The organism is Butyrivibrio sp. DSM 10294 (assembly GCF_028539135.1).
Classification (GTDB): Bacteria; Bacillota; Clostridia; order Lachnospirales; family Lachnospiraceae; genus Butyrivibrio.
The window spans coordinates 75,823-90,526 of sequence record NZ_JANSWL010000077.1 but is presented as its reverse complement, the minus strand read 5'-3'; the positions used below and the strand labels follow the sequence as shown (position 1 = coordinate 90,526).

Below are 14,704 nucleotides of genomic sequence, written 5' to 3'. Positions count from 1 at the left end.
ATCTTAACGGTAATTGTCCAGCTCTTCCTTAAGTACGCTAAGAAGCTGATCCTCGGGAATCTTCCTTATGATCTCCCCATGTTTGATAAGAAGTCCCTCTCCGTCTCCGCCTGCAATTCCTATATCCGCTTCCTTGGCTTCACCCGGGCCGTTTACTGCGCAGCCCATAACCGCAACCTTGATGTTAAGGTCGTAGTTCTGAACAAGAGTCTCAACCTTATTGGCAAGTCCGATCAGATCAATACGGGTTCTGCCACAGGTAGGACAAGCGATAACCTCGATTCCGCCCTTACGGATATCAAGGGTTCTGAGAATCATCTTGGCTGTCTTGATCTCCTCAACAGGATCTCCCGACAGGGATACTCTGATGGTATCACCGATACCTTCATTCAGAATAATTCCAAGTCCTACTGAAGACTTAATGTTTCCTCCGTAGACAGTGCCTGCCTCAGTGATTCCGACATGAAGCGGATAGCTGCACTGCTTGGCAAGAAGCTCGTGGGCCTTGACGCAGAGCATAACATTAGAGGACTTGATACTTACCACCATGTTGTCATAGCCAAGATCCTCTATGATTCCAATCTTATCAATAGCACTCTCCACCAGTCCCTCAGCGGTTACTCCGTGATATTTCTCTACAAGGTCCTTTTCCAGAGATCCGCTGTTAACCCCGACTCTGATGGGGATATTTCTTTCTTTTGCACAGGATACAACGGCAGCTATGCGCTCTTTTGAACCGATGTTTCCGGGGTTGATCCTGATTTTGTCGGCGCCGTTCTCCATTGCCGCAATAGCCATCTTGTAGTCAAAATGAATATCTGCAACAAGGGGAATGCTTATCTTCTTCCTGATCTCTCCGATAGCCCGGGCAGCCTCTTCTGTGGGGCAGGTGCATCTGATAATATCGCAGCCTGCTGCCTCAAGGCGGTGGATCTGCTCCACAGTTGCCTTCACATCCTCTGTTCTTGTATTGGTCATGGACTGGATAAGGATCGGATTACCTCCGCCTATTACCCTGTCTCCTATATGTACAACCTTAGTGTTATCTCTGTATGCCATATCGGCCTCCTTTTCACAACACAAGGTAGAACGGGATTTCTTCGCTGTTTCGCAGCTCTCGCAATCCCTACCTAGTGAACTTTGTAATATCATTGAATAATATGAACACCATTAATCCCAAGAGTGCCACCACTCCGATCATGTGTACAAAACCCTCTTTCTCAGGAGGAACGGGCTTGCCGAAGATCACTTCGATAAACTGGAATACAAGTCGTCCGCCGTCCAGCGCCGGTATAGGTAACAGATTCATCACTCCCAGATTCACAGACAAAAGAACTGTAAGTGACAGCATAGTAAGAATTACAGCTGACAGGCCATAGGGCTTGACCTCTTCATAGGTATCATCCACCATTTTGACCATTCCCACAGGACCTGATACATCGTCCTTGGAGAGCTTGCCCTTTACCAAAAGAGCAAGGCTTCTGTAGGTTGTCTTGAAATAATAGCGAACCTGATACCAGGCATATTTAAGAGCAGCAGGGCCCTTGACCCTCTCGTATTCGCCAAGATAGATTCCCATATAATATCTCTTGTCCTGATCGCTGTACTTGGGAAGAAGCGTTGTTGTATGCCTCTCTCCGTCTCTCTCATAGACAATCTCCATGGGGCTTCCCTCTGCGAACTGGGAAATAAGAGTAACCTCTCCGGCCATATAGACCTTCTCTCCATCCACAGATATGAACTTATCTCCAACCTGCATTCCGGCCTCAGCTGCCGCAGAATCTTCGGTCATCTTGTTGATGACAGGAAAATCCCAGGTAGAAAAACTCACAAGAAATACTGCCAGTATATATGCAATCAAAAAGTTGGCAAAGGGTCCTGCAAAAAGTGTGGCTATTCTTCTCCACACAGGTGCATTCCTGAAGGCATGCTCATCCAGTCCCTCTTTTTCCTCCTCCACAGGGTCCATACCGTCAAAGACGCAGGCGCCACCGATGGGAAGGAGCTTCAAGCTGTATAATGTATCGCCCTTTTGTTTCTTGAAAATTGTGGGGCCCATTCCGATAAAAAACTCTTTTACTCTTATGCCTCCGGACTTGGCCACAATGAAATGGCCGAATTCATGGGAAGCCACCAGTACTCCGAATATGATCAAAAATATAATTACACTGACTATCATTTAAGCCTGTATCTCCTTATCTGCCCAAATACTCGTAAGTCTCTGCCTCTGCGGCAAGAATCTGCTCAACCGTAGGATTATCCACAAGGCTGTGATGCTCCATGGCTCTCTCAATCATGTCATAGATCTCAAGATATCTGATGTCGCCCTTAAGGAAGCTCTTGACCGCCATCTCATTGGCAGCATTGAATACAGTGGGCATACTGCCGCCCTGCATTGCAGCATCGAAGGCAAGCTTAAGTCCTCTGAAGGTATCGGTATCGGGCTTTTCAAAGGTAAGCTGGTGAAGCTCAAACAGATCAAGCCTCTTCTCGTTCATAGGTCTTCTGTCCGGGTAAAAAAGCGCATACTGAATAGGCAGCTTCATATCCGGAACGCCCAGCTGAGCTATAACAGCCCCGTCCACGAACTGAACCGCACTGTGCACTATACTCTGGGGATGAACCACAACCTGAATATTATCAAGGCTTACATCAAAGAGCCATCTGGCCTCCATAACCTCAAGTCCCTTATTGACAAGGGATGAAGAATCTATGGTAACCTTGGGTCCCATATCCCAGTTGGGGTGCTTCAGGGCATCAGCTGCAGTCATATTCTCAAGATCTGCAATCTTCTTACCTCTGAAGGGACCACCGCTGGCTGTGAGAAGAATCTTCTCAACCTTATCACGAGGTTCTCCGTTAAGGGACTGGAAGATGGCACTGTGCTCACTGTCAACGGGAAGTATGGAAACTCCCTTCTCTCTTGCAAGCGACATTATAATATGTCCCGCGCATACAAGAGTCTCCTTGTTGGCAAGTGCAATGTCCTTACCTGCCTCGATAGCTCTGATCGTAGGTCTGATACCTATCATTCCAACCACCGCTGTAAGAACTGTATCAGCTTCAGGAAGACTTACAAGTTCAAGAAGTCCCTCCATTCCGCTGTATATCTTAACATCAAGATCCTTAACCCTCTCCTTGAGATCGAGGGCAGCCTTTTCGTCGAACATGCAGGCATGGGAAACATGAAATTCCCTTATCTGCTCTTCAACCATTTTCGCATTTGTATTAGCCGCAAGACCCACTACCGTAAGCTCCGAAGGGTTGTTTCTAACCACATCCAGAGTCTGGGTTCCTATGGAGCCTGTGGAACCAAGTAGAACTATTTTTCTCATTTATTTCTCCCGAATAATTATATGGTCATAATAAATCCATCATAAATTTACACTAGACATAATACCATAATCCACATGAAAAATAAAAAGGAGAATCCTATCAGAATTCTCCTTGAAATATCAGATATTTAGTCCTTATACCGCCATGGGCACCAGTACTGCCGCAAGGAAGTATATACAGGGTATAACAAAAATCACGCTGTCAAATCTGTCCATAATACCGCCGTGGCCCGGAATCAGTTTGCCGTAATCCTTGATATTGTGGTCCCTCTTGATACCTGAAGCCAACAGGTCTCCCAGCTGGGAAATTATGCTGCCCACAAAGGTAATTATGAGAAGAACATAAAATACATTAGGATTGTGTATCTCCCTGTAAAGAAGATATCCAAATATCAGTCCCACTGCCATGCTGCCCAGCACTCCGCCAATGGCACCCTCCACCGTCTTCCTGGGTGAAAGTACCGGCACCAGCTTGTGCCTGCCAAAAGCCTTGCCTGCAAAGAAGGCACAGGTATCGCACACCCAGGCAATAAAAGGAATCCATGCCAGATAGGCCCCATAGGGACGTATTCTCAAAAGATATACGAAGGACATGTTAACCGGCGCATATAAAAAGCAGAAAAACGTGGACATGGCCTGAACCGATGTGTATCTGGGAAAACTTATCACGTAACACACCATGATCAGGAAAAATGCAAACATCACGGAAAAGATATAGTATCTGTAATCCTTCACCAGCATCATCTGAATGTAGTGAACAAGGATAGAAATGTATCCGCACACTTCAATGGAATTGCATTTCTTGCCTTGCTGATGCACTCCTGTCGCCCTTGTCAGCTCGAAGAAACTGATACAGGACACCGCCAGAAGAGTTGCCGATAATATATACCCTCCGGGAATCAGCACCGCAGCCAGCACGATTGCTATTATAACACCACTGATAACTCTAGTTTTCAATTTGTTATACCAGCCTTATTTTAGGTTTTAAGTCCGCCAAACTTCCTGTTTCTGCCGGAATAGGACTCAATAGCCTTAACCAGCTCAGCCTTGTTGAAATCAGGCCATGCCACAGGAGTGTAGTAAAACTCAGTATAAGCGCACTGCCATAAAAGATAATTGGAAATTCGCTGTTCATTGCAGGTTCTGATAAGAAGATCCGGATCCGGCATAAAGCTGGTATCCAGGTTCTGTGCGATCATCTCCTCAGTAATTGCATCAGCGGATATCTCACCGCCCTGAACCTTGGCAGCCACCTTCCTTACTGCTCTTGTAATCTCATCCCTGCCTCCATAGTTGATGGCAATGGTGAAGGTAAGTCCGGTGTTACCTGCGGTAGCTTCCTCAAGCTCTGCAATAGCTGCCTGAATATCCTCGGAAAGAGCCGATCTCTCGCCGATGACACGACAGCGAACATTATTCTTCATGGACTTCTTGATACTGGTCTTTAAGTAATTGCGAAGTATCGTCATAAGAGCTGAAACCTCAGCCTCAGGTCTGGACCAGTTCTCAGTTGAAAAAGCATAGACCGTGAGATACTTGATACCAAGATCCCTGGCATCTACCAGGATGTCCTCAACGGCTTTAGCTCCCTGCATGTGACCATAGTTACGAGGCATGCCCTTTTCCTTGGCCCACCTTCCGTTACCGTCCAATATGATTGCCACATGCTGGGGGATATTTAAATTTTCTTCCATACTAAAGTCCTTAAAAATCTCAAGATCAGACTGTCATGATCTCTTTATTCTTCTCCTCAACGGTTGCATCAATATCCTTGATGAACTTGTCAGTGATCTTCTGAAGTTCATCGTTAAGATCGTTGATCTCGTCCTCAGAAACATCGGAGCCTTTGAGCTTCTTGAAAGCATCATTGCCGTCACGTCTTACGTTTCTGACTGCAACCTTGGCATCCTCACCCTTCTTGCGGATGTCCTTGGTGAGCTGTTTTCTGCGCTCCTCAGTGAGCTCAGGGAAAACAAGTCTGATAACAGTGCCGTCGTTGCTGGGGGTGATACCAAGATCGGAAGCCATGATAGCCTTCTCAATGTCCTTGATAAGAGTCTTATCCCAAGGTGCGATCTGAATAATACGTGCCTCAGGGATGGAAACGTTACCTACCTGCTGAATTGGTGTAGGTGTTCCGTAATAATCAACCTTTATCTTATCAAGTACGTGAGGATTAGCTCTTCCTGCGCGGATAGATGCAAGCTCCTCCTTGAGGAAATCAAATGACTTCTGCATTTTGTCATTATAAGCTTTTACTCTCTCGTTCATACATTTATCCTCCTAATTATCAGTCACAGGTTACGGTGGTTCCGTCGAAATCACCTGCTGCTGCCTTTACAATGCTGCCTTCTTCCTGGAGTGCGAATACTCTCATGGGAACCTTATTATCTCTTGCCAGTATTGAAGCTGTCATATCAACAACCTGAAGGTTATTGGCTATAACCTCGTCAATTGATATCTTGTCATATCTCTTGGCATCAGGATTCTTGGCCGGATCTGAATCATAGACTCCGTCAATTGCCTTTGCAAGAAGAATGTAATCAGCCTCTACCTCAATGGCCCTAAGGACAACTCCGGTATCTGTTGAGAAGTAAGGATGTCCTGTGCCGCCTGCAAAGAATACAACCATGTTGTGAGCAAAATACTTGTTTGCTCTGTCCTTGGAAAAAAGTTTGGTAAATGAGCCACATTCGAATGGAGTAAGTATGTTGGTCATCATACCTTCACTTCTGAAGATCTCTGAAACATAGATGCAGTTCATTACAGTTGCAAGCATTCCGATCTGATCAGCCTTAGTTCTGTCGATGTTCTCGCTGGTGCGACCGCGCCAGAAGTTGCCACCGCCGATAACGATGCCTACCTCAGTGCCGCCATCCACAAGCTGTTTAACCTGAAGTGCAACCTTTCTGACAGTTTCCTCGTCGAAGCCTGTCTTTTTGGGGCCTGCCAGGGCCTCACCGCTAAGCTTTAATAAAATTCTCATCATTCACTCCAATATTGATATTGTTATTATCTGTTCTTAAGAGTCTCAAAGAACTCAGAAGGATTAACATCGGCATAAGCCTGAGAGCACATACCCTCGATAACGGCACCGTTGTTGATCTGAACTGACTGAGACTTGATATTACCCATAACGATGGCTGTTGTATCAAGAACTACAGGTCCGTGAACGTCGATATCGCCCTTAACAGCGCCTGCAATAACAGCTGATGAGCCATAAATATTACCAACGATAACAGTGCTCTGTCCAACCTTGACACTGCCTCTTGATCTTACTTCACCTGTGATTCTTGCTGACTCTGCATAGATCTCTGCTGCATCTGAATCGCCGATGATCTCACCTGTTACATTGAGCTTGCCAAGGCACTTAAGATTGCCTGACACCTTTCCAACAAGATCAAGTGATCCTGTTGTCTGTAAATCTCCTGTGATTACCATTCCTTCGGTAATGACAGCTGTCTCATCTGTAGGTGTCTGCTGTTCAAATTCCATAGCTACATTTCCCCCATAATTATATGTATTTTCCACAACAGGAGCTGCTGCCTGGCTTGCGTAGGTATCAACATTCCCACTGCTGATAGCTTCCAGGGCGCTCATAGGAGTTGTCTCCTTAGGCTGTGCTGCGGTCTGTTCTTCAACTACAGGCTCAAAGGTATTGGCCTTGGGCTCGTCAAATACAGGATCGTTGAATACTGTCTCCTGCTCAGGTTCCTTAACCTCAGAAATTGCTGGTTCAGGTGCTGCAACAGATTCCTCCCCTTTGATGTCCTCCAGCTTGATGTCATCAAGTCTGTTAAGCATTGTGTCAAGATCAACCTTCTCGGATTTCTCTTCCTTTTTCTCCTCGCTCTTAGCTTCTTCGGGAGCGACTGTTTCTTCGGAAGTGTCCTCAGGCATAAGTGTGTTTACAGCCTGTGAAAGATCACTCTTGAGTTCTGAAAAAAATCCCATTTTCATATCCTCCATTCATTACTGATTTCTTAAAATTTGATATGTTGAACCGGTAACGTATCGTCCGTTATCGGAACTATCACTGTGTCATCCATGGCCTGTATGGCCTCTATGATCCCGGGCAGAGCCTCAACGGTACTCTTCTTGTCCGCAGAATCGTGCATCAGCACGATGCAGTGCTTGAACCTCGGGATATTATTAACTATATTGCTGTAGATTGTATCCTTGTTGGCACCGGATCTGTCATCTCCGGCAGAGACGTTCCAGTCATAAAAAGTGACTTCCTGCCCCTTGAGATATTCAGCCAGTTCGGACATATCTGCCTTGCTGACGGAATTAGAACTTCCTCCCGGGAATCTGTAATATTTGGACCAGACTCCTGTTGTCTCATAGAGAAAAACTCTGAGTTTCTCCAGATCGGCTCTGAAGGCCTCCGGAGAATCATATATAACGCTGTACTTGTGGCTATAGGAATGCATTCCAAGAGTGTGTCCCTCATCCACAATGCGCTTGTAGGCATCGGTATATCTGGCATCGGGCTTGCCGCAGACAAAGAAAGTAGCCTTGACGTCATATTCCGCAAGAATATCAAGAATCTCATCGGTGGAGGAACTTGGTCCGTCATCAAAGGTAAGATACACATATCTTGTTCCCTCAATATCCTCGGGATTCTGAGCTCCGCTCATCTCAACCACCGCATAATCCGTATCATATTCTTCCGTGTCCGGTGCAGGTCCCTCAGTCACATCCTGCGGGTCACCCTCCGGCTCCTTGGCCAGTGCCACACCATTAAAGGATCCCTCATCAGAAGCGCCGGATTCCGAAAGTATATCCATCTCGCTTCCGTAGCGTTCTCTGTACCAATCAAGATCGGCCTTGGTCTGTTCATAGTCAGTTCTCAGTCTGTCAAATCGAACTGCCAGCACCAGACATATACTGGTCGGTATAAGACAGGACAGCACCACTGCGGCCACAATCAGCCTGCGCAGTTTCTTGACCCTGCCGCTGTATTCTTTCTTTTTCTTACCCCCGCTGCTTAGAGCCATCTGGAAAACAAACTCTCCCCCAATAATTATATGTAACCAAATGATAGTATAGCATAGATTCGTCAACACCAAAAGGGATTTTAAAAAGAAACCTCGGAGGGTTTGTGCACCTTCCGAGGTTAATATCAGAAATTGCCTGCCAGAAGATTTCCGGCCGAGGTATAGGTCATTATATATTCGTCATATTCTCCGGCATTAACTCCCATTGCCTGGGAATTGGTGCTACCTCCGTGGAAGGTATAGCCGGTATCGGCGATGTTTACGACGTCAAAGGCAACAGGCTTGCCATTTTTCAAAAATACCGTTCTTACTCCTACTCCCTGAATATCCTTCTCGGAGTAATTTGTTGCAGATACTTCAAGACAATTGCCGTTCTTGGAAGCATCCAGATTAACCGAGGAATAAGTGCAGTTACCGGTCTCTTTGACACTAAACTCGTATTTGCAGCTCTTAAGTCCCGGGTTCTTGCTGTTCACAAACTGCCCGTACAGTATGAACCTCTGCCCCTTTTTGACCGCTTCGGAATAGTCATTAACCTTGTTCAAAGCCTTACCGGCCTTGTCGTAGGAGGTAAAATCGGCGCTTACAGATATATCCTTACCGGTGTTGTTGGTGGCAATAAGCACATAGTAGGTGCACCACCCCATGTCATCCGGAATCATGTATTCACTTTCAATGGTGATATTCTTAACGGAAGGATCCGCTGCCCTGGCAACAGATGCATTGAGAGTAAAAAAAAGAGCTATCCCCATAGCCGCCAAAATCGAAAAAATCCTTTTCTTCATACGCACCTCCGACATAATTTTTTATATATCTATTATGTCGGATTTCAGAAGAGAAAAATAGCTCTCAAGCCCAGATTTTATGCACATTTTAGCATTATAACCAACTTATAAATTTTATAAAATTTTATTAAATTTTTCACTCCGAAAGGGGTCTGTAGACAACCGAGTATCCACCCATATTTTCGGTCACATAACCCTCGCCTTTCTCAAAAAGACTGAGCTCTGAACTTGCCACCACGAAAACAGTGCTTGAATACTGATCATCAAGGACATCCTCGGGAAGGTCCGCAAAGGTAAAATTGCCAAAGGAGCTGGCTGTGCGGAATTCAGCGTATGGATCCTTGTAAACCACGGTTTCTGCGAACTTTCTCGGGTCATATTCGTTGTAATACAGCGCTATCATGTAAGGTGAAGACAGTCCCTCATAGGTAGACCAGACAGGGCGCTCATCTCCCGCAACCTCATAGGCTCTCCCAATGGCATCACCGTAGGTTGGCATGAACACACTGATGGTATTGCTGTTGTACAGGCTAAAATAGTCCCTTGTGAAGGCAGCAGTGGCCAAAAACACAAGCACTATAAGCACAGCCACCAGCTTTTTGGACTGTTCTGCCGCAAAAGCAGCGCCTTTGACAAAATAAAATATAAGCGGCAGGAAGATCATGACCATTCTGCTGATATCAGCGGTTATGAGAAGCGATAGAACAATGCAGGCTGTCAGCGTTGAATTCCAGATAACATTGATAGTCTTGTTCTCATCCTCACTGGTCTGTCCAAGGTTCATGGTTCTTTCGTAGCTGTTATTTTTTCTCGGAACAAGAGCAAAGCCCTCAATTGCCTCCTTGTATGACACAGCAATGCCAAGGAAAGTGATGGGGAATGTAAATTCCAGCAGTGTCGAATATCCCGGAATAAAATGACAGAGCATATCAGAATCATCCCCGAAGGTTACAATCCTTATAAGCGTCACCAGATTATTCCAGAGCTGCGCAGGAAGAGTCTTGTCCAGCTTAAGAAAAACTTCTTCGCTTCTTGATGAAGTAAATCTGTTGATGGTAAAAAGGCCGGTGTGGATCTCCGGAAGCCCCAGATAATTAACCCCATAGAAAACAAGGAGCGGCAGGAAGATCAAAAGAAAAACTACTCCCGAAGCCACTAGCTGCCCTATGGTAATAGCTCTTTTTCTCACGCAGTAAATAAGGGCCAAAAGAAGAGTGATCGGAACAACTATCGTTGCTGATCCATAGGTATACATACAAATGGCATATACCGCTGCACTAAGGACGTACAGCAGGCTGCTGCGCTTTCTTACAGCCAACATGAACAGATATGTGGCAAGCGCAAGAACAAAGGGCATGATATTGCTGTCAAGACTCCATCTTGAGAGGATAACATGCCAGGGACAAACCGCAAGGAAAAAAGCCCCGAACAGGGCGATGCCGTTCCTGTTGCCCTCATATTTACCGTAGCCAAAAGCTTCCCTGAGAATAAAAAAGAACAAAAGAACCGTAAGAATACCGCAGATTGCAGGAATAAGCCTAAGCTTCAGCACTCCCGTTCCAAACAATCTGACCGAAAACATATTAAGATAGATAAGAAGCGGACTTCCACCGCCGCAGCCCCAGGTTATGGGATAAACCGGGTACGAATAGCCGTTTCTGTCTATTCCGTAGCGGGCAAGCGCATAGGCTTCATAACCAATGGAAGCCTCATCCTGCTGAAGTCCCGCAGGTATAGCGGTAAGCTTGTAGAGTCTTAAAAAAGCTGCTATAAGGATTATTCCGGCAAGAAGCAGGTAGGTAAGACCATTTTCCCAAGTAAATCTCTCTTTTTTCTTACCCCTTGCGTTGTATCCCCGTGCATAAATAACAACGGCCGCCGCACATATCAATATGCACGCAGCCGTCGCTATATAATTGTAATAATCGATAATCCTCATCCCAACATCCCCGCTATCTGGCGTTCATGGCTGCTGCCCAGTCTCCTATCCCCATGTAGGCTGCCGCCCGCTGTATATATTCTCCGGCGTTAGCGCCGTTCATCTGCTGATAATATTCAAAGGCCAGCTTCCTTGAACCGTCCTGTCTTGTAAGCCCCACGGGAAGTCCCTGGGAAACCTCAGTTTCAATGTCAGTCTGACGATTAAATACTATCATATTTATATATCTATTGGTAGCGGCTCTTTGATAAGCATAAACAATTGCCGCAGCCTGAGCTTCCTCACCCTGATTGGAGGAATACCCAACCTCCGTAAGAAGTATCGGGCGCACTGCTCCCTTGGTGTTAAGCATGGCAGGCTGACACATGTAATCTGTCAGCTGTTCAATATTTTCCATGGAAATATAAGGCGAATTGATATTGTGCTGTATCATTGACGCTGCCTTGGCATCCTTTGGTGTCCAAAAGCTGGTCCAGGTCATCGGATAATTGTAGGGATGCTGAGCAAGAGCCCAGTCAATATTGCCCTCAGCACAGATACAGGCATTCATTGCCTCCAAAAAGCTCCTCGCTGAAAAATATGAAGCATTATGTGTGTGTGTCCAGTTCTGATCCACACTGCAGCATACATAAGCATTGGCGTTCCTGCTCTTAATAGCCGTATAGCATACCCTTAGCTCATTTGCATAGAGCCGGGCATAGGTCATAAGATCGGATACATCGGTGTGATTCCAGGCATTCTTGGCATTGACCTCATTGGCAATAACCCAGTTGTCCACCTGGCCAAAGCCGTTCTGACCATTATATCTGTAAGCCAGGTAAGATACCACTGCCTCCAGATTCTCAAGCCCCTGATCCTCAGAGGTATTCATCATGTAGTACTCTGCTTTTCCAAGACCAGCCCTGGAATAAGGAGAGATCATGAACTCCTCCCCCTGTCTCCAGGGATTGAGAAGCACCATTGTAACCCCCATGCCCTGCTGAGTACAGGTCCTTGCGCAGTGGTCGTACTGACTAAGGTAAGAAGAGTCATAATAGTAAGTCTTACCGTTGTATTCATAGACAACCTGGCCGTTACCGCCTATTACATCCTCAAGATTGATATTGTAGGCTGCCTGCTGAACTCCGAGAGTCGGAGCCTCGTTATTGCCGTTGCCGATCTTGGCCCCGTCCAGGATCAGTCCTTTTTTACCGTCATTCTTCCTTGGGATGGACCAGCCGCAGACAGCCTCCGGATTGGTGATATAACGGCTGCCGGTGACGGGAACAAACGCACCGCCCTGAAGAACCGCTACCTGAAACTTGTCATAGAGATGACAGGATACCGTTTTCCTCTCCAGAGGAAAATTAAATGATACATTTGGGGCTATCGGCGCCTGCGCTACAGGTGCTCCCGCCGGACCTGTCTGATAAACCTTCTCGGCAAAAAGATAGTATTTACCATCATCGCTGGCAGGATTGTCAGAAGTAACTGCTGTGACGATCACGTTTTCGCCGGAAATAGTTGCAGAGCCTATGGAGACTGCGCCGTTTCCTTCCGCCTGCACCTCTATGCCGCCCCAGCAGACTCCTGCTGCAATTGCCAAAGCAGCTGCCATCGCTGCCAGTAATCCAGATATAGCCTTATTTGTCATATACACCCCTCATTGTTTATGAAAATATCCGATATCAATAATCAACCTTCATCATGCACAGTCCCTCAGGTCTTGCAGTAGGGCCCGATCTCTGCCTGTCACAGGCTTCCAGAATGTCCTTCATATCATCAGCCTTGATATTACCGTAGCCCACTTCCAGGAGCGTTCCGGTCAGTATTCTTACCATATTCTGCAGGAATCCGTTTCCATGGAAGTAGAATCTGATATAATTACCGCTCTCTTCGATCTTGATATTGTCAACGCATCTGACCGTGGACTTCTTCATCTTGGTATTGCCGCAAAAGCTCTTGAAATCATGGGTTCCGATCAGATACTCAGAGGCCTTTTGCATCTCATCCACATCAGGCTTCTTCTCAAGAACGGTCACATATTTTCTGTCAAAAACAGGCTTGGATGCCCCGTACCAGCAGGTATACCTATAGGTCTTGCCGATGGCGTTGTACCTGGCATGAAATCTGTCAGCGCAGATTCTGACCTCATTGACGCTGATATCGTCCGGGAGATACCTGTTCATATATTCCTGTATCTCACTTTCAGTCATATTCGTATCAAGTACGCAGTTGGCAGTCATTGCCCTTGCATGAACCCCAGCGTCAGTCCTTCCGGCTCCAATCAGATTAATGTCCGTGGTGCCTGTCATTTTCTTAAGCACTTCCTCGAGCTTGCCCTGAATGGTCATATCCTTGCCGGGCTGCCTCTCCCATCCGTAAAACCTTGTTCCGTCGTAGCTTATAATAAACTTATAGTTTCGCATACCGTCGCATCTTCCCTGTTCTTCTGTAATTTCCGTAAAAAAATGATATAGATACCGCGAATGTGTATCTATATCATTATAACTTATTTCAGCTCTTAAATCATGCAATTATCCTACAAGTCTGTAATGTATCTTGTCTGCAAAGGCCATAAGACCTGCTATTTTGAGCACATCCTTATCCTCAATCGCAGCCCCAAACTTGCTTTCAAGAACCGGTACAAGCATTTTCTCATCAAAAGTAAGAAGCAGCTCCATAGCCATATCATAATAGGGCTCCTTGATATCGTTCAGACAATCAAAAAGAAAATCTATTCCCACGATATTCCTTGGCTGTCCCATCATCTTAAGAAGTCTTATGCAGTTGCATACGTAGAAGGGATCCGTATATGCCTCAATATCAAAAATGCATCGTATATCCCTGATCTCCAGCTTGTTGATCCCGAAAATGATGGTTCCAAGAGTTGCATCATCCAGCACCATGCTGTTAAGGGCAGTAAGGATATTGTCTCCGTTTTGAAGATTCTTGATCTCGTTCCGCAGCTGTTTTCTGGGATCGTAGCCTCTAAACTCCGTCTTAAGCATCGCAGACTCCCAGTCATAACGAAGCTGCCTCCAGTCTGCGCTCAGAAGCTTTTTCATATCTTTTTTGTACTTATTGTAAACTTTCTGCCATTCACAATAGGCATTAGTACTCTGCATGTAATCATATTCAAGATTAAAGAGTATGTCCTTGTATTTCTCGGAAAAGGGCGATTCGAAGCCCAGAGTTTCAAAGGCCTCAACGCATTCGTGGTCATACTGCCAGACGGAGGGTTCCCCCGTCCTGTAATTCTTGTCCACATAGAAAAAGGTGTGCTTGCCCTCTCTGTAGGCATGGGGACCATATAGCTCCTTCAAACACCTGCACCCCAATAAGCCTGCTTCTCCATAGTGAACCTTGATTCTTCTGCCATCTATATACACCACCGCATCAGCCGGTTCCGAAAAATATGCTATCAGATCCAGCGGATAATAGCGATCTGCTATACACAACCATTTCCCGCTGTCGCTTATCAGTATCTCGTTGCTGCGCTCCCCTTTTTCTGTCACATATACACTGAATTCTTCATCCTCAAGAAGTCTTGATATCTCGGAAGCGCTGAAATAATCTCCCAGGTAGGGAATCTGCTTTTTAAAAAGATTAAATATTGACCATGTTTTTTTCATGCTAGTATTATACAAAGAGGATATGAAAAAT

At 45.9% G+C, this 14,704-nt stretch carries 14 protein-coding genes; all 14 read right to left on the bottom strand.

Features of this window, described 5'->3' with window-relative positions; translation table 11 throughout:
- Positions 1 to 3: 3 nt before the first annotated feature.
- On the bottom strand, positions 4 to 1,059 hold the full coding sequence (gene ispG, locus NXH67_RS09550; protein WP_272797240.1) for a flavodoxin-dependent (E)-4-hydroxy-3-methylbut-2-enyl-diphosphate synthase: 1,056 nt from the start codon (positions 1,057 to 1,059) through the stop codon (positions 4 to 6).
- A gap of 67 nt (positions 1,060 to 1,126) precedes the next feature.
- Entirely contained in the window at positions 1,127 to 2,179 is a 1,053-nt protein-coding gene (gene rseP / locus NXH67_RS09545) for an RIP metalloprotease RseP (RefSeq protein WP_272797239.1), read from the bottom strand.
- Between the two features lie 16 nt (positions 2,180 to 2,195).
- Positions 2,196 to 3,335, bottom strand: a complete 1,140-nt coding sequence (locus NXH67_RS09540) for a 1-deoxy-D-xylulose-5-phosphate reductoisomerase (protein WP_272797238.1) — start codon at positions 3,333 to 3,335, stop codon at positions 2,196 to 2,198.
- 135 nt (positions 3,336 to 3,470) lie between these two features.
- Positions 3,471 to 4,292 (bottom strand): phosphatidate cytidylyltransferase, encoded by an 822-nt coding sequence (locus tag NXH67_RS09535; RefSeq protein ID WP_272797237.1) that lies wholly within the window; start codon positions 4,290 to 4,292, stop codon positions 3,471 to 3,473.
- A gap of 20 nt (positions 4,293 to 4,312) precedes the next feature.
- Complete coding sequence (locus NXH67_RS09530; RefSeq protein WP_022779214.1) at positions 4,313 to 5,029, bottom strand: isoprenyl transferase; 717 nt, start codon at positions 5,027 to 5,029, stop codon at positions 4,313 to 4,315.
- A 25-nt stretch (positions 5,030 to 5,054) separates the two neighbouring features.
- Positions 5,055 to 5,606 carry a ribosome recycling factor gene (gene frr, locus NXH67_RS09525; protein ID WP_022779213.1) on the bottom strand — a complete coding sequence of 184 codons (552 nt, stop codon included), beginning with the start codon at positions 5,604 to 5,606 and terminating at the stop codon, positions 5,055 to 5,057.
- A 19-nt stretch (positions 5,607 to 5,625) separates the two neighbouring features.
- A complete protein-coding gene (gene pyrH / locus NXH67_RS09520; protein ID WP_026668782.1) occupies positions 5,626 to 6,324 on the bottom strand; it encodes a UMP kinase in 699 nt (232 codons plus the stop codon).
- A gap of 23 nt (positions 6,325 to 6,347) precedes the next feature.
- Positions 6,348 to 7,289: a polymer-forming cytoskeletal protein gene (locus NXH67_RS09515; RefSeq protein WP_272797236.1), complete on the bottom strand. Its 942-nt coding sequence runs from the start codon at positions 7,287 to 7,289 to the stop codon at positions 6,348 to 6,350.
- A gap of 29 nt (positions 7,290 to 7,318) precedes the next feature.
- Entirely contained in the window at positions 7,319 to 8,335 is a 1,017-nt protein-coding gene (locus tag NXH67_RS09510) for a polysaccharide deacetylase family protein (protein ID WP_022779210.1), read from the bottom strand.
- A 125-nt stretch (positions 8,336 to 8,460) separates the two neighbouring features.
- Positions 8,461 to 9,120, bottom strand: coding sequence for a hypothetical protein (locus tag NXH67_RS09505; RefSeq protein WP_022779209.1), 660 nt, complete (start codon positions 9,118 to 9,120; stop codon positions 8,461 to 8,463).
- A 136-nt stretch (positions 9,121 to 9,256) separates the two neighbouring features.
- Positions 9,257 to 11,059: an ArnT family glycosyltransferase gene (locus NXH67_RS09500; RefSeq protein WP_022779208.1), complete on the bottom strand. Its 1,803-nt coding sequence runs from the start codon at positions 11,057 to 11,059 to the stop codon at positions 9,257 to 9,259.
- Positions 11,060 to 11,072: 13 nt separating this feature from the next.
- A complete protein-coding gene (locus NXH67_RS09495) occupies positions 11,073 to 12,692 on the bottom strand; it encodes a DUF5722 domain-containing protein (protein WP_022779207.1) in 1,620 nt (539 codons plus the stop codon).
- A 34-nt stretch (positions 12,693 to 12,726) separates the two neighbouring features.
- Positions 12,727 to 13,467 carry a tRNA pseudouridine(38-40) synthase TruA gene (gene truA, locus NXH67_RS09490; RefSeq protein WP_272797235.1) on the bottom strand — a complete coding sequence of 247 codons (741 nt, stop codon included), beginning with the start codon at positions 13,465 to 13,467 and terminating at the stop codon, positions 12,727 to 12,729.
- Between the two features lie 108 nt (positions 13,468 to 13,575).
- Positions 13,576 to 14,673 carry a hypothetical protein gene (locus NXH67_RS09485; protein WP_272797234.1) on the bottom strand — a complete coding sequence of 366 codons (1,098 nt, stop codon included), beginning with the start codon at positions 14,671 to 14,673 and terminating at the stop codon, positions 13,576 to 13,578.
- Positions 14,674 to 14,704: the final 31 nt, after the last annotated feature.